This is a genomic window from Algoriphagus lutimaris (genome assembly GCF_017051705.1).
Lineage (GTDB): Bacteria > Bacteroidota > Bacteroidia > Cytophagales > Cyclobacteriaceae > Algoriphagus > Algoriphagus lutimaris.
The window spans coordinates 26,280-48,252 of the sequence record NZ_JAFIDJ010000003.1 but is presented as its reverse complement, the minus strand read 5'-3'; the positions used below and the strand labels follow the sequence as shown (position 1 = coordinate 48,252).

Genomic DNA, 21,973 nt, shown 5'->3' with positions numbered 1-21,973 from the left:
ATCATGAATATTCTAGATAAAATTATCGCTCGTAAGCAGGAAGAAGTAGCTGAAAAGAGCAGTTTGGTGCCTGTAAAATTGTTGGAGAAAAGTGTTTTTTTCGAAGGCAAAGTGGTTTCCATGAAAAAATATGTGACTGATCCTGAAAAATCTGGGATTATCGCTGAGTTCAAAAGGAAATCTCCATCCAAAGGACTGATCAACGGAGCTGCATTGGTGGAGGCTGTAAGTATAGGCTATATGCAAGCAGGAGCTTCAGCCCTATCTATTTTGACTGATACCGATTTCTTTGGAGGGAACAATGCAGATTTAAAAGAAGCAAGAAAATTTAATTTCTGTCCAATCCTAAGAAAAGATTTTGTGATCGATGAATATCAGATTATTGAAGCGAAATCAATTGGAGCTGACTGTATCTTACTTATTGCTGCAGCTCTGGAGCCTTCCAGGTTAAAAGAGTTAGCTTCCTTTGCTAAATCTTTGGGGCTGGAAGTACTGATGGAAGTACATGATGGAGAAGAATTAGAAAGTAGCATTTGTGATGAGTTGGATTTAGTAGGTGTCAACAACAGGAACTTGAAGAACTTTGATGTTTCCTTGGACACCTCTTTGGAATTGGTAGACAAAATACCTTCCAATTTTGTGAAGATTTCCGAATCCGGAATATCTAATCCTTCTACGCTTGTGACTTTGAAGAAAGCGGGATTTGATGGGTTTCTGATTGGAGAAAACTTCATGAAGTCAAGTAGGCCGGAACAAGCAGCATACAATTTCATTAAAGAATATAAAAAATTCCTTGTGGAAGAGGAGAAGGTGGGTATCTGATGAAAATCAAAGTTTGCGGAATGAGAGATTCCGGGAATGTGCAGCAGCTTCTTCAGGAAATTAAACCTGATTGGATGGGACTAATATTCTACCCCAAATCCTCTAGGTATATTTCTTCAGAATTATCAGAAGACTTGAAAAGTGCTGAAGTCATGAAGGTCGGAGTGTTTGTCAATGATTCAATTGAGACCATACTTTCTAAAATTGAAGAATTTAATTTATCAGTCATTCAATTGCATGGAAATGAAAGTCCGGCTTATGTGACCGAATTAAAGTCAAAGACCGATAAAAAGATATGGAAGGTGATTTCTGTAGTTGAGGAAATTGATTGGGAGTCTTTGAGGGAATATGTGGACTTGGTGGAATATTTTCTATTTGATACAGCGACTCCGGCTCACGGAGGATCGGGAAAGAAATTTAATTGGGCTGTTTTGGAGAGCTATCCTTTTGAGAAAGGTTTTATTCTCAGCGGTGGATTAGACGAGAATTCAGCTTTAGAAGTGTTGGATTTAGCCCAAAGGCAGCCCCAATTAGTAGGGTTGGATTTAAACTCAAAGTTTGAAGATGCTCCGGGAGTAAAGAATATTGGAAAACTGAGAAATTTTAAAAAGAAATTAATTGGCAGTTTTTAAAAGCCAATAAACTAGAATAAAAATGATCAAAGTAGACGAAAAGGGATTTTACGGCAGGTTTGGTGGAGCTTATATTCCTGAAATGCTTCATCCCAATGTGGAAGAGTTACGGGAGAATTATGAGTCGATTATGGCCTCTCAAGAGTTTCAGGATGAATTCAGAGGGCTGTTGAAAGATTATGTAGGTCGACCTACTCCATTGTATTTCGCATCTAGACTTTCAGAGAAATACGGAGCTAAAATCTATCTTAAAAGAGAGGATTTGTGTCATACCGGAGCTCATAAAGTAAACAACACCATCGGTCAGATTATTTTAGCAAAGAAACTAGGTAAAAAGCGAATTATTGCGGAGACAGGAGCGGGTCAACACGGAGTAGCTACGGCTACCGTATGTGCTTTGATGGGAATGGAATGCACGGTTTATATGGGTGAAGTGGATATTGCTCGGCAGCATCCCAATGTGGAGCGGATGAAGATTTTGGGAGCGACGGTAGTACCTGCAACTTCCGGTTCAAAAACCTTGAAAGACGCTACCAATGAAGCCATGCGGGCTTGGATCAATAATCCCGTCGATACGCATTACATCATCGGTTCGGTGGTAGGACCACACCCTTATCCTGAGATGGTGGCCAGATTTCAGTCCGTCATTTCTGAAGAAATCAAGTGGCAATTAAAAGAAAAAGAAGGAAGAGAAAACCCTGACATCGTCATCGCTTGTGTAGGTGGAGGTTCGAATGCTGCTGGTGCTTTTTACCATTATTATAATACGCCAGAGGTGAGACTTGTGGCGGCGGAGGCAGCTGGTCTTGGAGTAAGTTCTGGCAAGTCTGCCGCAACTACAGCTTTGGGAACCCCGGGTATTTTACATGGATCCAAAACCATTTTAATGCAAACGGAGGATGGACAAGTGGTAGAGCCGCATTCCATTTCTGCTGGATTGGATTATCCAGGTATAGGCCCTGTTCACGCACATTTATTCGATGTAGGTAGAGGTGAGTTCGTTGCCGTGGAGGATAAAGATGCCATGGCAGCAGGGATTGAATTGAGTAAGCTAGAAGGGATTATTCCTGCAATTGAGTCTGCTCATGCCTTATATGCATTGAATTTAATAGAATATGCTAAAGACGATGTGATAGTAATCAACCTATCTGGGAGAGGTGACAAAGACCTAGATACTTATATTAAATGGGGAAAGTATTGAAGTCAGAAATGAGATGTAAGAAGGTTGAAGTGAACTATTACTTCAGTCACAGGTCACCTGCCATTTTTAATTATCACTAAAATCATGAACCGAATACATAAACTATTTAATACAAAAAAGGATCGGGTGCTCTCGATCTATTTCACAGCTGGTTTTCCGAAGCTAGAGGATACATTGCCTATCATGGAGGCTATTCAGGAAGGAGGAGCTGATATCATTGAAATTGGAGTTCCTTATTCTGATCCGGTTGCTGATGGTCCTACCATTCAGGAAAGTAATATGGTTGCTTTGGAAAATGGTATTTCCATGAAAAAGCTATTTGCTCAACTTGAGGGTTTTCGTGATAAAATCCAACTTCCAGTGGTATTAATGGGTTATCTCAACCCCATCATGCAATATGGGATGGAGGCTTTTTGCAAGAAATGTCAAGAAGTGGGAATTGATGGATTGATTCTTCCAGATCTTCCTATGCAGCAATATTTAGATGAATACAAAGAGTTATTTGAACAGTACGGTTTGGTGAATACATTTCTAATATCTCCTCAGACTTCTGAGTCCAGGATTCGTGAAATTGACGAGCATTCCAATGGCTTTATCTATATGGTTTCGTCTCATAGCATTACAGGGGCGAAAGCAGGAATTTCTGAGGAACAAATTGCTTATTTCAAGCGAGTGAAGGCGATGGGATTACAAAATCCTAGATTGATCGGCTTTGGAATTTCCGATTCAGAAACATTCTCAAAGGCTTCTGAGTATAGTAATGGGGCAATTATTGGTTCAGCATTTATCAAAGTATTGAAAAATTCAAAAGACCTTAAACAGGATATTCAAGCATATTTAAAAGAGGTGTTACATTAAAAACTGATTTATAGTACGAATTCCTGAATTGTTCGATTCGTACTTTATAGTTCATAATTCGTATTTAGAAATGATTATTCAATTGCAACCCGATATTTCCGAAGCACAAAAGGAAAAATTGATTCAAAAAGTCAATGGCATCGGTTATAAGACTACTGAAGTAAAAACTCAATTAGGAGATTACTTAATCGGGATAGGGAAAAAGGAATTTGATATCCGGAAAATAGGCCAATTGGATGGAATTGTTGATATCCACATCGTTTCTGATGAATATAAATTGGTTTCAAAAAAATGGAAAGCAAAACCTACTTCCATTGATTTGGGAGATAATGTGTTTATCAAAGATGGGGAAATGGCCATTATTACCGGTCCTTGTTCTATTGAGTCCGAAGAGCAGATTCGTGCCGTGGTAGCCCATTGTGTTCAAAACAATGTGAAGATGATGCGAGGTGGAGTTTTCAAACCTAGAAGCAGCCCTTATGCATTTAGAGGGTTAGGCTTAGAGGGGCTGAAACTTTGGTATGAAATCGCTCATGAAGCAGGAATAAAGATCGTCACGGAAGTGATGCAGACTTCTCAAATAGAAGAAATGTATCCATATGTGGATGTATATCAAGTAGGGGCTAGAAATTCACAAAACTTTAATTTGCTCGATGAATTGGGTAAAGTAGATAAAGCAGTAATGATCAAGCGCGGGATTTCTGGAACGATTGAAGAATTATTGCAATCTGCAGAATATGTATTTTCTGGAGGAAATGAAAAGTTGATCCTATGTGAACGAGGGATTAGAACTTACGAGAGGGCATCCAGAAATACCTTGGATTTGAATGCAATTCCAATCCTGAAAGCAAAATCACATTTACCTGTGATAGTGGATCCATCTCATGGTATTGGAATACGCGCTTATGTTTCTCAGATGGCTTTGGCTGGTGTGATGTCAGGAGCTGATGGAATTATCTATGAGTCCCATGAAATTCCTGAGAAAGCCTATTCAGATGGTCAACAAACACTTGATTTTGCCCAAAGTGCAAGGTTGATTTCTTGGATTAGAGAGAGCTTCGCGATGAGAAAGGGATTCGAATTGCTATAAGTTATTGTTTTAGAGAAAACTCTCTGTAAATTAGATGCAGTAATTGTTAATCAAGATTTACAGAAGTATTAGTAAAAATCGATCGTGAATCCGACACCAAGAACCTTTGTACACCATTCTTACCACCATTCTCAATGAAGGGGTAGGAATGCTATGGTTTTTTGGTAAAAAAATATAGAGGCCTATTCCTTCCTGGAGTAGGCCTTTTTGTTTAGGCCAATCCAGTATGAAAACTGGAAAAACAAGGTTTGGAATGCAAATATGTAATGTGATTTACTCGTTTTGTATTACTAACTAATGATGAACTTATATACAAAAGAACAGTTAAACAGAATATAGAATATACCCAAATACCATGAACATGAAACCTAAAAATTGGGTCTTTAGTGACCCGCGACTTCAAAAACTTAGGCAGGAATATGATCAGTATACCGAGGAGGATTTTAAGGTTTGGAAAATTCTCTTTGACAGGCAGATGCCTAACTTACCCAAAGCTGCTTCTAAAGCCTATTTACAAGGTGTGAAAGAAGTTGGATTTACTGCCAATAAAATCGCAAATTTTGAGGAGTTGAATGTGATTCTCGAAAAAAGCACAGGATGGGCAGTCCAAGTTGTCCCCGGTTTAATTGACGATGATTTGTTCTTTGGTTTATTAAATAATCGGAGGTTTCCATCTTCTACTTGGCTGAGAAAAATGGAGCAATTGGATTATTTGGAAGAACCGGATATGTTTCATGATGCTTTTGCCCATATGCCGATGTTGACCAATCAACCCTATGTTGATTTTTTGGAGAAGCTATCAGGAATTGCCTTAAAACATATTGATAATCCTTGGGCTATTCAGTTGTTGAGTAGGATTTATTGGTTTACCATTGAGTTTGGCTTAATAAAAGAGGGTGGAGAGTTAAAAATTTACGGGGCTGGTATCTTAAGTTCGGCTGGAGAGACTAAATTCAGCCTTTCAAATGAACCAAAGCATTACGAATATGATGTGAGGAGGATTTTGAATCAGGAATACTGGAAAGATCACTTTCAGGATAAATATTTTGTGATCGAGAATTACGAGCAGCTTTACGAATCACTTCCGGAAATAGAACGAGTGCTAGAGGAAATGCTTCTTGAGAATAAGAAAAATTAAAATAGAATGCTTCGTCATGGCTCCCTGACTGCTGTCGGGGAGGTTCGTAATGACGTCGCCTTATTATAAAATCTGACCGGAGACGAGAGGAGAGAGGCTGAAGACCATTGCTTCTGTTTTCTGTCTCCTATCTTCCTCCTTCTAAAAATGAAAATAGCAGTCATTAAATATAATTCAGGTAATGTTCAATCGGTGCTATATGCTCTGGAACGGTTAGGTGCAGATGCTGAGCTGACGGATGATCCTGAAAAAATCAGGAACGCAGATAAAGTAATTTTCCCTGGACAGGGAGAGGCAAGTACTGCCATGAAATACCTGAAAGGACGTAATCTCGATCAATTGATTAAAGTATTGAAGCAACCTTTTCTTGGGGTATGTCTCGGCTTACAATTACTTTGTGAGCATTCAGAAGAAAATGATACGGAATGCTTGGGTGTGTTTCCTGTGAAGGTAAAGCGATTTGTTCCTGAGAATTCCCAAGAATTTAAAGTGCCTCATGTGGGGTGGAATGAATTGGAGAATTTGGTACCGAATCCATTGTTGAAGGATTTGCCAGCCAATCCATTTGTATATTATGTTCATAGCTTTTATGCCGAGTTAAGTGACTTGACCATTGCACAGACTCATTATATCCATGATTTCTCAGCTATTTTACAGAGAGATAATTATTATGCTATTCAAGCCCATCCAGAGAAGAGTGGTTTGGTAGGAGAGAAGCTATTAAGCAATTTCTTAAGTATTTGAAAGTATTCTAATGGTACTTTGACTTCGTTTCGCGTGAATTCAACTTTCGATAACACACAAAGTGATTGCCAGTTGTCAGGTCGATCGGAGCCGAGAATAATAAATTTAATTCAAACCTAAAACCGGTAAGTATTGCTACTTGCTATTACAGATAATGCAAATAATCCCAGCAATCGACCTCATCGGAGGAAAATGTGTTCGCCTTAGTCAGGGTGATTATTCCAGTAAAAAAGAATACCATGACGACCCTTTGGAGATGGCAAAGAGATTTGAAGGTGTTGGGATTCGTCGATTGCACTTGGTTGACTTGGATGGTGCCAAAGCAAAGAAGATTGTCAACGGGGAGGTACTGGAGAGAATTAGTTCTGGGACTTCTTTGCAGGTTGATTTTGGTGGTGGAATTCAAGCAGACGAAGAAATTGAAAAAGCATTTACGTTAGGGGCAAAACAAGTGACGGGAGGAAGCATAGCTGTGAAGAATTCGGAATTATTTAATACTTGGATTTCCAAGTTCGGCTCCGAGAAAATCATTTTGGGAGCTGATGCAAAAAACAGAAAAATAGCCGTGGGAGGCTGGGAAGAAACTACAACAGTAGACTTGATTCCATTTATCAAAGAGTATGTATCCAAAGGAATCAGCTATGTCATCTGTACAGATGTGGCCAAAGATGGTCTATTACAAGGTCCTTCTACAGAACTGTATCAAGAAATTCTTCAAGAAATTCCAGGGGTGAAATTAATTGCCAGTGGAGGAGTATCCTCTGTCAAAGATTTGGAGGATTTGGAGAAAATAGGAGTTTATGGAACCATAGTTGGAAAAGCTTATTATGAAGGAAGAGTAAGCCTAGAGGAATTGGCAGTGTTTGTTTAAAAGGAAAGCTAAAAGCAGAAATCAATAAGATGTTAACAAAGAGAATCATCCCCTGCCTGGATATCAAAGAAGGACGGACTGTCAAAGGAGTGAACTTCGTGGAGCTACGGGATGCGGGCGACCCTGTCGAACTCGCAAAAATCTATTCCGATGAGGGAGCAGATGAGTTGGTGTTTTTGGATATCACTGCTACGGTAGACAAAAGAAAGACTTTGGCAGAGTTAGTGACCAAAGTAGCCAAAGCGATAAATATTCCATTTACCGTTGGGGGAGGAATATCCTCCGTGGAAGATGTGAAAGTACTCTTAAATGCAGGGGCAGATAAGATTTCCATCAATTCTTCAGCGGTTAAGAATCCCCAGGTAATCAACGAAATGGCTGCCGAATTCGGTTCACAGTGTATTGTGGTCGCCATTGATACCAGAAATGTAGATGGGATTGATTTTGTGCATACGCATGGAGGACGTAAAGCCACTTTGTTGAAAACCCAAGCTTGGGCTCAGGAAGTTTGTGATCGTGGGGCAGGTGAGATCCTATTGACATCTATGGACCATGATGGAACCAAAGCTGGGTTTGCCAATGAATTGCTTTCTGAGGTTTCTTCTTCACTTTCCATACCGGTGATTGCATCTGGAGGGGCAGGCACTATGGGACATTTCCGAGATGTGTTTACCTTTGGCAAAGCAGATGCAGCTCTGGCAGCAAGTATTTTTCACTTCAAGGAGATAGGTATACCTGAATTGAAGAGTTATCTAGCAGGTTCAGAAATCAGCATAAGGAAGTAAAAGAGACACTAGATATAAGTATCAAAATGCTAGAACCGAATCTTTAAAGGCAAGAAAAGGAGCTAGTGTCAGGCCGATCGTCCAGATTAGCTATCGGGATCTAGGTCCTGAAAAAACTAGTAAATAATTAACAAAACCTTCGAGGTTTCTGAAACCTCAAAGGTTAATTGAGAAGACATGAAAATAGATTTCAAAAAAATGGATGGCTTGGTGCCAGCCATCATTCAAGATGCGTTTAGCGGAACAGTTTTGATGCAGGGGTTTATGAATGAAGAGGCTTTGGCAAAAACCGAGAAATCAGGTTTAGTGACTTTTTATAGTAGAAGCAAAAATAGGCTTTGGACCAAAGGAGAAACTTCTGGCAATTTTATGGAAGTAGTTTCTATTGCCTTTGATTGCGATGGAGATTCGATTTTAATTAAAGCCAATCCAAGAGGTCCTGTTTGCCATACTGGAGCAGATACCTGTTTTGCTGAGGTGAATTCCTCTAAAACCGGATTCATAGACCATCTTAGAACCATCATAAAAGACCGTAAAAATAACCCGACCGATCAATCTTATACAGCTTCACTTTTTGCCAAAGGAATCAATAAAGTAGCTCAAAAGGTAGGAGAGGAAGCAGTCGAAATAGTCATTGAGGCGAAGGATGACAATAAGGAATTGTTTATGGGAGAGGCCGCAGATTTATTATACCATTATTTGGTGTTATTGGAGGCAAAAGGGTATGAATTGGATGAAGTGATGGATGTTTTAATTGAGCGGCATAAAAAATAAAGTAACTCGAATTGCTCTAGTCTTCCATATATGTCAAACCAATGGGAGGTAAATTAAATGCTCATCGGAACATTTTTACTTTAGTAGGCTGGGAATTCCTGCTTTAAACCAGTAAAGGCATCGATCATTTCCCATTTTGGTTTATAGTAAGAGTTCATTAACCTTCCACTAACAGTTCCATTTTGCAAATATTGAAGTGCAGTGGCAAGTCTTAAATCATTTTCATTACCCCAGTTGAATTGTGGAGAATCTCCTACTAAAAACTCGGCTGGGAATCCATCAAAATATTCTGCTTTACCTTGGGCATTTGCAGTCGCAAAAGTAATGGGTACTAATTCTACTTCATTTTCTTTCAGTATTGGGAAATAACTTGACAATGGAAAAGATCCGACTGGCTTTCCATACGTATTATCCCCAACTAAAGTGATGTCTAAATAAGGGTCCAAAGAATTAATAATAAGCTCGGAAGCTGAAGCAGTTCCTCTAGAAGTGATGAATACTATTTGATTTAGATTTATTCCTCCGGTTTTTCTAAAGTTTACACTTTTCTCATAGTTAGGTTTAAGGTAATTGAGCTTATTAGTATACATCAATTTACTACCGTTGGAAGTGTTAATTAGGTAGTTGTTGATTTGTTCTGCTACTGCAACAGATCCGCCCCCATTGTATCTAAGGTCTATGATTAAATCGCTTATGTTTTGAGATTCGAAGTATTCAAATGAATCCTGAACTTCTTGACTTCTAGTGGGATTTAAACCTTCAGTAGCCTTGAAGCTATTATAAACCCAATATCCAACTTTCTTTTCCCCTAAATCAATTACATTTTTATACAGAACTGAATTTGATTGGTATTCAGCCTTGGTATTGCTTCTTGTAGTGGTGGTTCCGTCTGGTAATTTGAAAGTAAAGGTGTTGGTAATGCCGGGATCTGCAGGTCCTAATTTGAAATCATATGCTCCGAAACTGGTTTTGTAATTGGAAATAGCTTGTCCATTTATTTCTATTATTTCCCAACCTCTTTCCCAGCCATCTTTTCCCGCAGGAGCCTCCTGAAAAACAAAGGTTAGGTAAAGTCTTTCCTCTCCATCAAATCCAAATCCAAACCCATGACCAGCATTTCTTCCAACAAATGCATTATTAAAGGCTTCTTGGGTAGTGAGGTATGAAAATCGATCAAGAGGTTTAAACTTTATAGCCTCTAAAAACTCCTCGTTGGAATCGAAATCAGTTACCGTTGGTTTTACGGGGAGATCCTGATTCCAATAATACCACTCCTCCATAGCACCATATATTGCGTCTCTTACTAATTCACCTTGAGGATTAGGTGTGGGATCATCTCCTGGATTACAAGAGAATAAACCGATACACATCAAACTGAACAGCCAAAGTTTGCTTTTCATGATTAGAGAAATTTATAAATTAGATACGTGATACTTTGGAATCAGGATGAGTTTTATTTTAAATAGCTATATCGTACACCTGAACTTTCTTCCACATGGAGGAATATTTTTCAATAAACTCCAAATGGAGAGGGTCTGATTGATATACGTCTTGATCTTCCAGACTGTCAAAGAATAAGGTACAAGAAACCTGAAAAGAGTGATCTACTACGTCTCTATCAGCAGTATCGGCAGGAGTACCTGCAATGAATTTCCCAACGGTTTTACACCTTCCTAGCATGGGCACAGCTTCTGTTAAAAACTCTTTGGTATTGGCTACATCATGAAGCCAAAAATAAACCTGGTGGATCATTTTTTGTTTTGCCATTTCGTTAGCGATTGAATTTAATGGTAATACGGCTGAAGCACTTGCTACGCCTACGGTTTTTAGGAATTGTCTTCTTGATTTCATGTTAATAGGATTGATAAGCTCTCTGGATTCCTCAAAAACTGCTTTAAGAATCGTCAAAGATTCTAAAGATAAAAATTTATATTGCTTTTTGATAGCTGTTTAAATCTTCCCTTAATCTTAGGTTTTTTATAGGCCATTCTTTATCATAAACATCCATGAATTATCGCAAATTAGGAAAAACAGGATTTGAAATATCTGAAATTGGACTAGGTACTTGGCAAGTTGGTGGAGGCTGGGGCAAGCCCTTTAATCCGAAAATTGCAGAAGAACTTTTACATTCCGCTTTCGATCAAGGAGTAAATTTTGTAGATACTGCAGACGTGTATGATGCTGGTTTAAGCGAGGCTGCAGTAGGAAAAGTCGTACGGGAAAGGTCAGAAAAAATATATGTTGCTACCAAATGTGGGCGACGTATCCAGCCTCATGTTAATGAAGGTTATTCTACAGAAAAACTAAGAAGGTATGTGGAAGATAGCTTGCGTAATACTGGGTTGGAAAGACTAGACTTAATTCAGTTACATTGCCCACCGGAATCTGTGTATAAGCGAGATGAGATTTTTGAGCTTTTTGAAGATTTAAGATCAGAAGGTAAGATTGCCGCCATGGGAGTCAGTGTAGAAAAGATCACTGAAGGCTTAAGTGCTATTAAATATGATATTGTTTCTACCATCCAAGTCATATTTAATATGTTTAGGCAAAAGCCCTATGAATTATTATTTAGAAACGCTAAGAAAAATGAAATTGGGATCATAGTAAGGGTTCCTCTGGCAAGTGGATTATTGACAGGTAAAATCACAAAAGAGTCCACTTTTTCAAAGGATGATCATAGACACTTTAACCGAGAGGGCAAAGCCTTTGACAAAGGAGAAACTTTTTCTGGTGTGCCATTAGAATTAGGATTAACTGCTGTTGAAGAATTACGATCTTTACTGAACTGGGATTATTCTTTGGCATCTTTTGCCTTAAAGTGGGTTTTGATGTTTCCAGAGGTAAGTACCGTGATTCCTGGAGCTTCCAATTTGGAGCAATTGGAAAGTAATGTTAAGGTTTCGGATTTGCCACCTCTTTCTGCAAAACAAATGGAAGTCGTAAAAACCGTATATGAAAAATATATAAAAGAAGAAGTCCATCATATGTGGTAGGGAAGCAAGCCGGATTTTTTCACGTATGAAGTTTTATTGAAAGGGAAAATTATTCCAAGTCAAGAAATTTATTTTTTAAAATTTTAGTTCATATTCCCGATTGCATTTTTAGTGAAGTAGTCAAAAAAAAATCCCGTAGACGTTTACCTACGGGATTTGATATAGTTCAAGATGCTCTAATTAAGCTTCTTTCTTAGCCATTCTAGTTCTTTCTCCTTCATCCAAATAAATTTTTCTCATTCGGATAGTTTTAGGAGTGATTTCAAGGTATTCATCCTTCTGGATGTATTCCATGGATTCTTCCAAAGAAAACTTCACAGCAGGAGCAATTTTGGTGTTGTCATCAGAACCAGAGGCTCTCATGTTCGTCAGTTTCTTTCCTTTCTGAACGTTTACAACAATGTCATTATCTCTGTTGTGAGCTCCAATAACCTGACCTCCATAAAGTTCTTCTCCTGGATTTACAAAGAAGGTTCCTCTGTCCTGAAGCTTATCAATCGCATAAGCAGTACATTGGCCGCCTTCCATGGAGATGATAGATCCTGTATTTCTTTCAGGGATAGCTCCTTTGAATGGTTCGTAAGCTGTAAATCTATGATTCATGATCGCTTCACCTTGCGTAGCGGTCAATACATTGTTTCTCAAACCAATTAATCCTCTTGAAGGAATTTTGAATTCAAGGTGTTGTAAATCACCTTTTGGCTCCATGATCAACAATTCACCTTTTCTTTGGGTAGCCAATTCAATTACTTTACCGGAAGATTCAGCAGGAACATCTACAACCAATGTTTCTATTGGTTCGCAGTTAACTCCGTCGATTTCTCTATAAATTACTTGAGGCTGACCTACTTGCAATTCATATCCTTCTCTTCTCATTGTTTCAATCAAAACTGACAAGTGAAGGATACCTCGTCCATAAACCAGAAATTTATCTTCAGAATCCGTCGGTTCCACTCTTAATGCCAGGTTCTTCTCAGTCTCTTTCATCAAACGATCTCTCAAGTGACGAGAAGTCACAAATTTTCCTTCTTTACCAAAGAAAGGAGAGTTGTTGATGGTGAAGAGCATATTCATAGTAGGCTCATCAATAGCAATTCTTGGTAGAGGCTCAGGGTTTTCTGCAGCAGCAATAGTGTCTCCGATTTCAAAGTCTTCAATACCGGTTACAGCACAAATGTCTCCAGCCACTACTTCAGTAACTTTTGCTTTTCCAAGTCCTTCAAACGTGTGAAGTTCTTTTACTTTTACTTTTTTGAATACTCCGTCAGCTTTGCAAAGCGTAACTTGCGCACCTTCTTTGATTGTACCTCTTTTTACTCTTCCGATGGCGATACGGCCTACGAAATTGGAGTAATCCAATGAAGTTACCTGCATCTGAAGAGACCCTTCGTCAATTTTTGGAGCAGGAATATGGTCTACAATAGCATCAAGCAATGGAATAATGGAATCCGTTGGTTTTTGCCAATCCGGTCCCATCCAGTTCTGCTTAGCTGATCCGTAAAGCGTTTGAAAATCCAATTGCTCCTCAGTAGCGTCTAAGTTGAACATCAAATCAAATACCGCCTCATGGACTTCATCAGGACGACAATTCTCTTTGTCTACTTTGTTTACTACAACAATTGGTGTTAATCCTAGGTCCAAGGCTTTTCCAAGAACGAATCTTGTTTGTGGCATTGGGCCTTCAAAAGCATCTACCAAAAGAATAACTCCATCAGCCATCTTCAATACACGTTCTACTTCACCACCGAAGTCGGCGTGACCAGGAGTGTCAATGATGTTGATTTTGGTATCTCTATATCGAACAGATACGTTTTTTGAAAGAATAGTAATTCCTCTTTCACGTTCCAAATCGTTATTATCCAAAATCAGGTCATCGAACTGCTGGTTCTCTCTGAAGATCTTTGAAGCATGAATGATTTTGTCAACCAATGTTGTCTTGCCGTGGTCAACGTGTGCGATGATCGCGATATTCCGAATATTCTGCATGGTTTGCCTAATTGAGCCGCAAAAGTACGAATAAAATTTGGGAATTAGGTTATGGAAATATTAATGATCATATCTAAACACTGAAATCCTTGGAATAAATGAGCCCGGTAAAGAATTGATTTAGGTAAGTTTGATTTTATACCGGCAGATTACATACTTCTTCACTTTTAAAATGATAGGTAGATTGTTTCTTCAAAAGAAATTAATCTCTATTTAATTTTTAACTTTTGTGATATGGATTACCAGCAATTAATAGAAGAAGTATATCAAGATGTACAAGCAGAGAACCTAAAAGGCAAAGTCGCAGACTTTATTCCAGAAATCGCCAACGTAGACCCAAATCAATTCGGTATTGCCTTGGTGGATCTTCAAGGGAATGTCTATGGAGTAGGGGATTACCAAACACCTTTTTCTATTCAAAGTATCAGTAAAGTGCATACACTTACCATGGTATTCCATCGATTTAATTCAAAATTATGGTCTCGTGTGAATGTGGAGCCAAGCGGAAACCCATTTAATTCTATTGCGCAGTTGGAGTATGAAAATGGAATACCGAGAAACCCATTTATCAATGCGGGAGCTTTGGTGATTACAGATGCTCTTTGCAGTAAATTTGAAAACCCTTTAGAACAGATATCCGCATTTATCAACGAGATCTCAGGCTGTGATTGTGTCAGAATTAATCAAGCGGTAATGAATTCTGAAAAGAATAATGCAGCTAGAAATACGGCATTAGCTTATTTTCTGAAGTCCTTTAATAATTTTGAAAACTCAATTGAAGAGGTATTAGATGTTTACTTTTCACACTGCGCCATGGAAATGAGTTGCGTGGAGCTAGCAAAAACCTTTTCCTTTTTAGCCAATGACGGATATTCCATCTATGCCAATAGAGAGATCTTATCAGAAAGCCATGCCCGAAGAGTCAATGCCCTGATGTTGACTTGTGGCTTTTACGATGAAGCGGGAGAATTTGCATATAAAGTAGGTTTGCCAGGGAAAAGTGGAGTAGGGGGAGGAGTAGCAGCAGTAATGCCACATAAGTTTAGCATTGCTGTATGGAGCCCTGAACTCAATGAAAAAGGCAATTCCGTTAAATCGATCAGGGCTTTGGAGCTGCTGACCGATAAATTAGCGTTTTCACTTTTTTAAGCGTTCTGCTTCATTTTATAGAAATTACTTCTCTAAGAAAGGAGTGAATACCTCTTTCCAAAGTTCATATCCCTTTTCATTCATGTGGAGGTTGTCTCCTATGAAAATATCAGCTCTGGGAACTCCACTTTTATCTAACATAATGTCCCAAACGTTTACAAAGTTGACATTATCATGCGTAGTGCAATATTGCCTCATCAAATCATTTAAGACCATATAGGAAGTTTTTAATTCCCATCTTGAAGGGCTTGGTTTAGCGGAAATCAAGTTGACTATAGTGTTTGGAAGTTGTTTTTGGATTCTAGTGACGATTTGATCCAAAGTAGCCATGATTTCTGCTGCAGTTTTACCTCCGCTGATGTCGTTGTCACCTTCATAAATAAAAACTTTGGATGGTTCCAATCTTAAAACCAAGGGGAATAACTGCTCCGATAAATCCAAGGCAGTGGATCCGCCAAAGCCGGTATTTATAATCGGTACATCGGGAAATTGCTCCTGCAGGTTTTTCCACATTCTTACACTGGAACTACCAGTGAAAACCACTTCACCCTTTGACCATCCAATGCTGTCAATTTTATGGCTGATGTTTTCAACTTCCTGATCGAATCGATTGCCTTGGGCAAACACTTGATTTATTCCTAGAAATAGGGTAAAAAGTATAGCGGCTAAAAGGGTATTTGTTTTCATAAACTAAAGATATTCGCTTTTTGGGAATGGTCAAAATCGTCCATAACATGCTCATTCTCGTACACTTCGGACAAATTGAAGATTTGTTCATCTTGAATTTCGTCACATTTTCTCCAGGGAAAAGGCCTTTAAACGCCTTTAATTCATGATTTCGTCACATTTCATAATTTGAGCGTGATGAACCAAGTTTTTTGGTGAAGTTTTAGCGTTATAAAGGCAAATCATTCCAAATACCCTTTTCATGGAGCAACTCACTCGTTTTTTTTGGTTTTGTAGTGGAGCGAATTTTTCATTGTTGAAAAGATCACCCACTGAATCGAATAAATATATAGGAATTGGTGCTACTGTTTTCTTTACAGGAGTACTAGCAGCCTTGGCAGCAGGTTATGCCTTATTTACGGTATTCCAATCAGTTTGGCCAGCAATTTTATTTGGCCTTTTATGGGGATTTATGATCTTCAACCTAGATCGATTTATTGTGTCTAGCATGAGGAAAAAGAAGAGTGCTTGGGGAGAATGGAAATTGGCGATACCCAGGTTGGTGTTGGCAGTATTGCTTGCACTTGTTATTTCAAAACCCCTTGAGCTAAAAATGTTTGAGCGTGAGATCAATCGTAAAATTGATGAGAAACGAACCGAATTCATTGCTCAATCGAAGGCAAACCTTGCGAAAGGATTTCCAGAAATACAGGAGTTGGAATTGAAAATAGAGACTTTGAAAGCAGAGGTTTTGAATGCAGAAGCTTTTAGAGACCAAGTACAAAGAGAGTATGATGCCGAACGGTTTGGAGAGAAAACTGCCAGTACCAGCGGAATAGTGGGGATTGGCACCAATGCAAAGAAAAAGGAACAACAACTGGATGCTGCTCAAATGGCATTGGATGATTTAAGAGCTAGAAATCAAGTTAGAATAGATACTGTAGAAGCTCAAATCAGGGACTTTATGGCTTTACGACAAGCTGAGTTTGAAAAACAGCAGCCTGGAATAGAAGGGTTTGATGGGCTAGCAGCACGAATGGATGCTTTATCTAGTTTGACGGAAGAAAGCGGAGCGATGGCTATGGCCAATGTTTTTATTATGCTTCTTTTTATTGCAATTGAGACTGCTCCGATTTTTGTGAAATTAATTTCGCCAAGAGGTCCTTATGATGAATATCTAGAATTGCATGAAGACAAAGTGAGACTCTTTAAGAGTGAAAAATGGACCAAAGCTATGGGTGAATCCAATGCGAGGGTGGATTACTTTCAGGAAACCCATTTTTATGCTACCGATTTGAAAAAGAAGAAAACCAATCGGAAAAATGAGGTAATGACAGAGTCAGAAATTGCTGACCTGGAATCAAAATATAGAATCTAATTTGAAAAGGGTAGTTCGGTTTACTGCCCTTATTTTTTTTAGATTGATCTATGTGCTACTATGTCTAGTTGATTCATAGTGTTGCTAACAGATTTCCATTCAGCAACGCCAATGATTTTCACCAAGAAGGAAAGAAATTTTCCTGGGCGAATCAGTTTGTTGGCCAAGTTTGAAATATTCAAATCCCGATCTTTAATTAATGATTCCCGATCCAAATCTGCATAGTATTCTCCTGCATACTTCCAAGCACCATCTCTTGCCAATTGAATACTGAAATTCAAGAGCATTTCATCACGTCCTTTTGCCAGAGGAATCAATAAGCCAAAAATCGGAGAAACTTTACTAATATTTGTTTTTACGCCGTCTACCAATTCTGCTAAGATGGAATTGATTTTATTGAAGTCTTTTTGAATTCCCTCTAGAGGCTTGCTGCCCATCGTTTCGGCAGCAGAAATGCCTAAGTCTAGGTTAATATGAGCATTGATACCCAAAAACAAGTGCTGCAATACTAAGTAAGAACTTGATTTACTAGCCTCAAATGCAATATCCCAACTTTTGGTAGGTTTTTGTCCGGATTTCCAAGTATCATATGCATCAATAAACCTACCTGCAAACAGAACGTCTAGTCGCTCCATTCTTAGATTGTCTTCAAACTCCTGAAGTTCAATTCCTTTTTTAATCCGACGGGTCACTTGTCTATATAATATAGCGAAATAGCCTATCCTTGAATTCTTTTGCTCGCATTCTGCTACAATCTCATCCATGCGCAACAAAACTTCATCGATTGTTTTCATAATTACTTAAGAAAAAAATTTTCTAATAGGTCTCCTACATAGTAGGCAACCACAGCCGCCAAAACTCCAAGAGCAAGTGTTTCAGTAATGCTTTTAAACTCTGAAGTTTGATTGACAATAGATTTTAGCCAGCCTATGATTATAAAAGCAATTCCGGTAAGAATACTTGTCCATAGGAATATGTTTATTTCAGACGGATTAAAATAGGTCCATAAGTAAACTAATAAAGGAATAAATCCTACTGATAAAAATGAAATGAATGTAGCCAGACCAATTTTAAATGGGCTTTTGGATTCCTGCATGAGGTTGAGTTCATCTTTCATCATTTCCGCAACCCACAATTCTTTGTTGGAGGTGATCTGTTCCACCACTTTTTCTAATAATTCTCCCTTGAATCCTTTTGCTTTGTAGATTTCAACAATTTCCTCTCGTTCTACTTCTGGAAGATTTTCGATTTCCCAATATTCAATGGCTTCATGTTTCTTGAAGTTTTCTTTACTACTTTTTGCAGATAGATAGGCGCCTACGGACATAGAAAACCCATCAGCAAATAGATTGGCAAAGCCTAAAATGATGATGATGCCAGCATCTAAATCTGCTCCAAATCCACCTGCGACTACTGCAAATGTGGTGACCGCTCCATCGATTCCTCCGTAGACAAACTCACTTAAATATTCTTGAAGTTTTCGAAAGTATTTACTCTCCTGATGTATTTGAGATTCGTTCATTAGATCAAATTTTTAAGAAAGAACCGCTTTACATTTTCTCCCATGATTGCCCGAATTTCTTCTTCAGTAAAACCTTCTTTTAGGAGCGCTTCTACAATAAGGGGCAAGCCAGTGATATCAAAAGGTACCTCCACTGCTCCATCATAATCAGAACCAAGTGCAATGTACTCGATACCTACCAAATCTCGAATGTGTTTCATCGTTGCCACAATTCCATCGATTTCTGGTACTCCTACAGCCATATCAAAAAAAGCAACCCCAATAATACCTCCGTTAGCGGCGATTTTCCTGATTTGATCGTCACTCAGATTTCTTTGAGAATCTAGCACGCTTTGTACGCCAATATGAGAAACCATGACTGGTTTTGTAGTCATTTCCAAAACATCTTCCACGATGGCAGGTGAGCAATGAGCCAAGTCTACAAATATGTTAAGCTCGTTCATTCTTTTGATGACAGATTTTCCAAAGTCAGTCAAACCAGTACCGTTTTCTCCATGTGCTGAGCCTCCAAGTTCGTTGTCAAAGAAGTGGGTGGGGCCGATCATTCGAATTCCAGCTTCGTAAACTTTTTCCAAGTTTTCCAATGATCCCTCCAAGGCATGTGCGCCTTCTATACCCAACATGGCACCAACTACTGTTTTATCATTGTTTCGAGCAGAGATTAATTCTTCGAAGCTTTTTTTGTCATGAACAAAAATTACTTTTCCATTCTCTTCTTCGATAAATTGATGTAGGCTTTCGGCTTGTCCTAGTGTTCTATTGATTAGGCTAAACCATTGATTGGGGGCTTCTCCCTTCGCAATTGTCAGAGGGGTGATATTGTCGAAAGTATCTGCACTATTACTTTTCATGTTTTGTCCCGAAGGGGATTTTGAAACGATCGTAAACATTTCCAAACCTACATTCGCTTCCCTCATCCTTGGGAAGTCAACATGTCCGATGGTGCCTTTTTGGGTTAAATCCCTACCCCATAATAATGCGTCGCAATGAAGGTCTGAAATAAAATCCAGTCGATCATAAATTTCCTGTGCTTCAGAGGACACAGAATAAGGTGGGGGAGATTTTACAGGGTTCCGCTGTTCTTCAATATAGGGAGGAACGAAATAAGTGGCTATAAAATAAAGGATCGTAATTACTCCTAATGCAAATAATAATTTCTTCATAGCTAATGGTTATGCTTTTGAAGATAGCGAAAAATGTAATGTCACCTGAATCCAAAATAAGTTTAGTCCTCTTTTAAGAGTTCTTCTCCACTTTTTATAGGACTAAGGTTTTTTAACTCCTCTTCGGTGAATAGTTTGGAACGAATCATAAACCGTATTCCCATTGGGATTTCTATAGAAAAACTACTTCCTCTTCCCGGTGTCACGTCCAATGTGAGCTGAGTATGTTTCCAGTATTCAAATTGGTCGGCACTCATGAAAAAATCGCAGCCATAAACTTCCCCTAGCCATACATCTTGACTGCCTACTTTGAAGTCTCCTTTTTCGAAACACATGGGAGAAGATCCATCACAGCATCCTCCACTTTGATGAAACATCAATTCAGTCCCAAATCTTTTTCTTAGGGTATCAATTACTTCTTTTGCCTGTTCGGTGATTAACACTCTTTTAATGGGTTCCATGTTATTTTGGTTTTTGGGTAATGTAAAGAAAGGCAGAAGATATTTCTCCTGCCTTTTCTGGTTTGTTTAGATTGACAATTAAAAGAATCCAAGTTTCTCCTTACTGTAGGAGATCAACATGTTTTTAGTTTGTCTGTAATGGTCTAGCATCATCAAGTGATTTTCTCTACCAAATCCAGATTTTTTGTATCCTCCAAATGGAGCATGAGCTGGATAAGCATGATAGCAGTTGACCCAAACACGACCTGCCTGAATCGCACGTGGAACTTGATACAACTCATGTGCATCTCTTGACCATAATCCTGCTCCCAGGCCATACATGGTATCATTGGCGATTGCAATTGCCTCTTCCGTGGTTTTGAAGGTGGTTACACAAGTTACTGGACCGAAAATCTCTTCCTGGAATACACGCATTTTGTTATTTCCTTTGAAAATGGTCGGTTTGATATAGTACCCTGTTTCCAGTCCACTATTCAATCCTGCTTTTTCTCCACCGCATAGCGTGATGGCTCCTTCTTGCTTGCCAATGTCTAGGTAAGAAAGAATTTTCTCGTATTGATCGTTGGATGCTTGAGCTCCCATCATGGTATCCTCAGCTAGCGGATGCCCCATTTTAATGGCTTTGGTTCGTTCAATGACGCGCTCCATAAACTTGTCATATATATCCTCATGGACCAAGATTCTGGATGGACAAGTACAAACTTCGCCTTGATTTAAAGCAAACATCACAGCACCTTCAACTGCTTTGTCAAAAAACTCATCGTCTGCATCTGCTACAGATTTCATGAAGATATTTGGTGATTTACCACCTAGCTCCATAGTTACTGGGATCAGGTTTTCAGATGCATATTGCATAATTAATCTACCTGTGGTAGTTTCTCCGGTGAAAGCAACTTTTGCTACTCTTGTGGATGTGGCCAAGGGTTTACCCGCTTCGACTCCAAATCCTGTTACTACATTAATTACTCCAGGAGGTAAAACATCAGCGATCAACTCCATCAGGACCATAATGCTGGTTGGAGTTTGTTCAGCAGGTTTTACAACGGTACAGCATCCTGCTGCCAATGCTGGTGCTATTTTCCATGTCGCCATCAAAAGAGGGAAATTCCAGGGGATGATTTGAGCAACTACTCCTAGTGGTTCGTGTAAGGCAATACTTACTGTGTGTTCATCATGCTCAGAAATCGTACTTTCATCTGCACGGATCACGCCGGCAAAATATCTGAAATGGTCAACACATAAAGGTAAATCTGCAGCTCTGGTTTCTCGAAGTGCTTTACCATTATCGACTGTCTCCAATCTTGCTAACATTTCAAGGTTATCCTCAATAATGTCTGCGATTTTATTTAAAACCCTACTTCTTTCAGCTGCTGATGTTTTAGACCAGGTCTTGAAAGCCTCATGTGCAGCATCAATTGCTTTTTCAACGTCTTCTTTATTCCCTCTTGCAGCTTTGGTAAATGGCTTTCCATCAATTGGAGAGATGTTGTCAAAATATTCCTCAGAAGCTGGAGCAACCCATTTTCCTCCAATGAAGTGATCATATTTAGCCTTGACAGTTGGGCGGTCTACAGGCTTGGATTGAGATAATGTTTGTGTTGTCATAATAGACGGTTATTTTGGTTAAAATCAAATTTCATTATAATCTTTTCTAAAAAATTACACTGAATCATCATCTCATCCACCTGAAATGATATTCTCGGGCATGTTGGAATTCCATATAAACAGGTGAACTATAAA

The 21,973-nt window shown here is 38.8% G+C and carries 22 protein-coding genes; 13 read left to right on the top strand and 9 right to left on the bottom strand.

Annotated features, from left to right (window positions below; genetic code table 11):
* Window positions 1–3: 3 nt before the first annotated feature.
* The 10 genes from trpC (at window position 4) to hisIE (ending at window position 8,915) form a co-directional block, all read left to right on the top strand.
* Window positions 4–822 (top strand): indole-3-glycerol phosphate synthase TrpC, encoded by an 819-nt coding sequence (trpC, locus tag JYB62_RS17540; protein ID WP_205646711.1) that lies wholly within the window; start codon window positions 4–6, stop codon window positions 820–822.
* Entirely contained in the window at window positions 822–1,454 is a 633-nt protein-coding gene (locus JYB62_RS17535) for a phosphoribosylanthranilate isomerase (protein ID WP_205646710.1), read from the top strand. The genes trpC and JYB62_RS17535 overlap by 1 nt, the downstream gene beginning before the upstream one ends.
* Window positions 1,455–1,476: 22 nt before the next feature.
* Window positions 1,477–2,655 carry a tryptophan synthase subunit beta gene (gene trpB / locus JYB62_RS17530; RefSeq protein WP_205646709.1) on the top strand — a complete coding sequence of 393 codons (1,179 nt, stop codon included), beginning with the start codon at window positions 1,477–1,479 and terminating at the stop codon, window positions 2,653–2,655.
* Window positions 2,656–2,739: 84 nt separating this feature from the next.
* Window positions 2,740–3,513 (top strand): tryptophan synthase subunit alpha, encoded by a 774-nt coding sequence (trpA, locus tag JYB62_RS17525; protein WP_205646708.1) that lies wholly within the window; start codon window positions 2,740–2,742, stop codon window positions 3,511–3,513.
* Between the two features lie 70 nt (window positions 3,514–3,583).
* Entirely contained in the window at window positions 3,584–4,603 is a 1,020-nt protein-coding gene (locus JYB62_RS17520; protein WP_205646707.1) for a bifunctional 3-deoxy-7-phosphoheptulonate synthase/chorismate mutase, read from the top strand.
* 355 nt (window positions 4,604–4,958) lie between these two features.
* On the top strand, window positions 4,959–5,741 hold the full coding sequence (locus JYB62_RS17515) for a phenylalanine 4-monooxygenase (protein WP_205646706.1): 783 nt from the start codon (window positions 4,959–4,961) through the stop codon (window positions 5,739–5,741).
* Between the two features lie 147 nt (window positions 5,742–5,888).
* Window positions 5,889–6,485, top strand: a complete 597-nt coding sequence (gene hisH / locus JYB62_RS17510; RefSeq protein WP_205646705.1) for an imidazole glycerol phosphate synthase subunit HisH — start codon at window positions 5,889–5,891, stop codon at window positions 6,483–6,485.
* A gap of 154 nt (window positions 6,486–6,639) precedes the next feature.
* The gene (gene hisA, locus JYB62_RS17505; RefSeq protein ID WP_205646704.1) at window positions 6,640–7,356 is read left to right on the top strand and encodes a 1-(5-phosphoribosyl)-5-[(5-phosphoribosylamino)methylideneamino]imidazole-4-carboxamide isomerase; all 717 of its coding nucleotides are present in this window, start codon (window positions 6,640–6,642) and stop codon (window positions 7,354–7,356) included.
* Between the two features lie 29 nt (window positions 7,357–7,385).
* Complete coding sequence (hisF, locus tag JYB62_RS17500; protein WP_205646703.1) at window positions 7,386–8,141, top strand: imidazole glycerol phosphate synthase subunit HisF; 756 nt, start codon at window positions 7,386–7,388, stop codon at window positions 8,139–8,141.
* Window positions 8,142–8,318: 177 nt separating this feature from the next.
* Window positions 8,319–8,915: a bifunctional phosphoribosyl-AMP cyclohydrolase/phosphoribosyl-ATP diphosphatase HisIE gene (hisIE, locus tag JYB62_RS17495; protein ID WP_205646702.1), complete on the top strand. Its 597-nt coding sequence runs from the start codon at window positions 8,319–8,321 to the stop codon at window positions 8,913–8,915.
* A gap of 80 nt (window positions 8,916–8,995) precedes the next feature.
* Here the strand turns inward: hisIE and JYB62_RS17490 are convergent, their stop codons facing one another.
* Together JYB62_RS17490 and JYB62_RS17485 are read right to left on the bottom strand one after the other, a co-directional pair.
* A complete protein-coding gene (locus tag JYB62_RS17490; protein ID WP_205646701.1) occupies window positions 8,996–10,315 on the bottom strand; it encodes a S41 family peptidase in 1,320 nt (439 codons plus the stop codon).
* 58 nt (window positions 10,316–10,373) lie between these two features.
* Window positions 10,374–10,766: a Dabb family protein gene (locus JYB62_RS17485; protein ID WP_205646700.1), complete on the bottom strand. Its 393-nt coding sequence runs from the start codon at window positions 10,764–10,766 to the stop codon at window positions 10,374–10,376.
* A 155-nt stretch (window positions 10,767–10,921) separates the two neighbouring features.
* Between JYB62_RS17485 and JYB62_RS17480 the strand changes: the two genes are divergently transcribed.
* Window positions 10,922–11,908 (top strand): aldo/keto reductase, encoded by a 987-nt coding sequence (locus JYB62_RS17480; RefSeq protein WP_205646699.1) that lies wholly within the window; start codon window positions 10,922–10,924, stop codon window positions 11,906–11,908.
* A gap of 180 nt (window positions 11,909–12,088) precedes the next feature.
* Here JYB62_RS17480 and typA read toward each other — a convergent pair whose 3' ends face one another.
* Window positions 12,089–13,894, bottom strand: a complete 1,806-nt coding sequence (typA, locus tag JYB62_RS17475) for a translational GTPase TypA (protein ID WP_205646698.1) — start codon at window positions 13,892–13,894, stop codon at window positions 12,089–12,091.
* 234 nt (window positions 13,895–14,128) lie between these two features.
* Between typA and JYB62_RS17470 the strand changes: the two genes are divergently transcribed.
* The gene (locus JYB62_RS17470; RefSeq protein WP_205646697.1) at window positions 14,129–15,043 is read left to right on the top strand and encodes a glutaminase; all 915 of its coding nucleotides are present in this window, start codon (window positions 14,129–14,131) and stop codon (window positions 15,041–15,043) included.
* 24 nt (window positions 15,044–15,067) lie between these two features.
* Here JYB62_RS17470 and JYB62_RS17465 read toward each other — a convergent pair whose 3' ends face one another.
* Entirely contained in the window at window positions 15,068–15,730 is a 663-nt protein-coding gene (locus JYB62_RS17465; protein WP_205646696.1) for a GDSL-type esterase/lipase family protein, read from the bottom strand.
* Between the two features lie 241 nt (window positions 15,731–15,971).
* On the opposite strand from JYB62_RS17465, the gene JYB62_RS17460 reads away from it, so the two are divergent.
* Window positions 15,972–17,087: a DUF4407 domain-containing protein gene (locus JYB62_RS17460; RefSeq protein WP_205646695.1), complete on the top strand. Its 1,116-nt coding sequence runs from the start codon at window positions 15,972–15,974 to the stop codon at window positions 17,085–17,087.
* Between the two features lie 38 nt (window positions 17,088–17,125).
* Here the strand turns inward: JYB62_RS17460 and JYB62_RS17455 are convergent, their stop codons facing one another.
* From JYB62_RS17455 to JYB62_RS17435, 5 genes are all read right to left on the bottom strand, one after another.
* The gene (locus JYB62_RS17455) at window positions 17,126–17,881 is read right to left on the bottom strand and encodes a DUF5995 family protein (RefSeq protein ID WP_205646694.1); all 756 of its coding nucleotides are present in this window, start codon (window positions 17,879–17,881) and stop codon (window positions 17,126–17,128) included.
* A gap of 2 nt (window positions 17,882–17,883) precedes the next feature.
* Entirely contained in the window at window positions 17,884–18,609 is a 726-nt protein-coding gene (locus tag JYB62_RS17450; protein ID WP_205646693.1) for a VIT1/CCC1 transporter family protein, read from the bottom strand.
* Window positions 18,609–19,772, bottom strand: coding sequence for a dipeptidase (locus JYB62_RS17445; protein ID WP_205646692.1), 1,164 nt, complete (start codon window positions 19,770–19,772; stop codon window positions 18,609–18,611). Before JYB62_RS17445 ends, JYB62_RS17450 begins: the two co-directional genes overlap by 1 nt.
* Before the next feature lie 62 nt (window positions 19,773–19,834).
* Entirely contained in the window at window positions 19,835–20,233 is a 399-nt protein-coding gene (locus tag JYB62_RS17440) for a DUF779 domain-containing protein (protein WP_205646691.1), read from the bottom strand.
* Between the two features lie 78 nt (window positions 20,234–20,311).
* Window positions 20,312–21,838: an aldehyde dehydrogenase family protein gene (locus tag JYB62_RS17435; RefSeq protein WP_205646690.1), complete on the bottom strand. Its 1,527-nt coding sequence runs from the start codon at window positions 21,836–21,838 to the stop codon at window positions 20,312–20,314.
* Between the last annotated feature and the right edge of the window lie 135 nt (window positions 21,839–21,973).

What these genes read in the sequence shown, in the direction of transcription:
- JYB62_RS17535 (WP_205646710.1), top strand. Translation starts at nt 822, where the DNA reads ATGAAAATCAAAGTTTGCGGAATGAGAGATTCCGGGAATGTGCAGCAG.
- trpA (WP_205646708.1), top strand. Translation starts at nt 2,740, where the DNA reads ATGAACCGAATACATAAACTATTTAATACAAAAAAGGATCGGGTGCTC.
- JYB62_RS17465 (WP_205646696.1), bottom strand. Translation starts at nt 15,730, where the DNA reads ATGAAAACAAATACCCTTTTAGCCGCTATACTTTTTACCCTATTTCTA.
- JYB62_RS17515 (WP_205646706.1), top strand. Translation starts at nt 4,959, where the DNA reads ATGAACATGAAACCTAAAAATTGGGTCTTTAGTGACCCGCGACTTCAA.
- typA (WP_205646698.1), bottom strand. Translation starts at nt 13,894, where the DNA reads ATGCAGAATATTCGGAATATCGCGATCATCGCACACGTTGACCACGGC.
- JYB62_RS17450 (WP_205646693.1), bottom strand. Translation starts at nt 18,609, where the DNA reads ATGAACGAATCTCAAATACATCAGGAGAGTAAATACTTTCGAAAACTT.
- JYB62_RS17445 (WP_205646692.1), bottom strand. Translation starts at nt 19,772, where the DNA reads ATGAAGAAATTATTATTTGCATTAGGAGTAATTACGATCCTTTATTTT.
- JYB62_RS17455 (WP_205646694.1), bottom strand. Translation starts at nt 17,881, where the DNA reads ATGAAAACAATCGATGAAGTTTTGTTGCGCATGGATGAGATTGTAGCA.
- JYB62_RS17460 (WP_205646695.1), top strand. Translation starts at nt 15,972, where the DNA reads ATGGAGCAACTCACTCGTTTTTTTTGGTTTTGTAGTGGAGCGAATTTT.
- hisH (WP_205646705.1), top strand. Translation starts at nt 5,889, where the DNA reads ATGAAAATAGCAGTCATTAAATATAATTCAGGTAATGTTCAATCGGTG.
- hisA (WP_205646704.1), top strand. Translation starts at nt 6,640, where the DNA reads ATGCAAATAATCCCAGCAATCGACCTCATCGGAGGAAAATGTGTTCGC.
- JYB62_RS17480 (WP_205646699.1), top strand. Translation starts at nt 10,922, where the DNA reads ATGAATTATCGCAAATTAGGAAAAACAGGATTTGAAATATCTGAAATT.
- trpC (WP_205646711.1), top strand. Translation starts at nt 4, where the DNA reads ATGAATATTCTAGATAAAATTATCGCTCGTAAGCAGGAAGAAGTAGCT.
- JYB62_RS17485 (WP_205646700.1), bottom strand. Translation starts at nt 10,766, where the DNA reads ATGAAATCAAGAAGACAATTCCTAAAAACCGTAGGCGTAGCAAGTGCT.
- hisF (WP_205646703.1), top strand. Translation starts at nt 7,386, where the DNA reads ATGTTAACAAAGAGAATCATCCCCTGCCTGGATATCAAAGAAGGACGG.
- hisIE (WP_205646702.1), top strand. Translation starts at nt 8,319, where the DNA reads ATGAAAATAGATTTCAAAAAAATGGATGGCTTGGTGCCAGCCATCATT.
- JYB62_RS17490 (WP_205646701.1), bottom strand. Translation starts at nt 10,315, where the DNA reads ATGAAAAGCAAACTTTGGCTGTTCAGTTTGATGTGTATCGGTTTATTC.
- JYB62_RS17520 (WP_205646707.1), top strand. Translation starts at nt 3,584, where the DNA reads ATGATTATTCAATTGCAACCCGATATTTCCGAAGCACAAAAGGAAAAA.
- JYB62_RS17470 (WP_205646697.1), top strand. Translation starts at nt 14,129, where the DNA reads ATGGATTACCAGCAATTAATAGAAGAAGTATATCAAGATGTACAAGCA.
- JYB62_RS17440 (WP_205646691.1), bottom strand. Translation starts at nt 20,233, where the DNA reads ATGGAACCCATTAAAAGAGTGTTAATCACCGAACAGGCAAAAGAAGTA.
- JYB62_RS17435 (WP_205646690.1), bottom strand. Translation starts at nt 21,838, where the DNA reads ATGACAACACAAACATTATCTCAATCCAAGCCTGTAGACCGCCCAACT.
- trpB (WP_205646709.1), top strand. Translation starts at nt 1,477, where the DNA reads ATGATCAAAGTAGACGAAAAGGGATTTTACGGCAGGTTTGGTGGAGCT.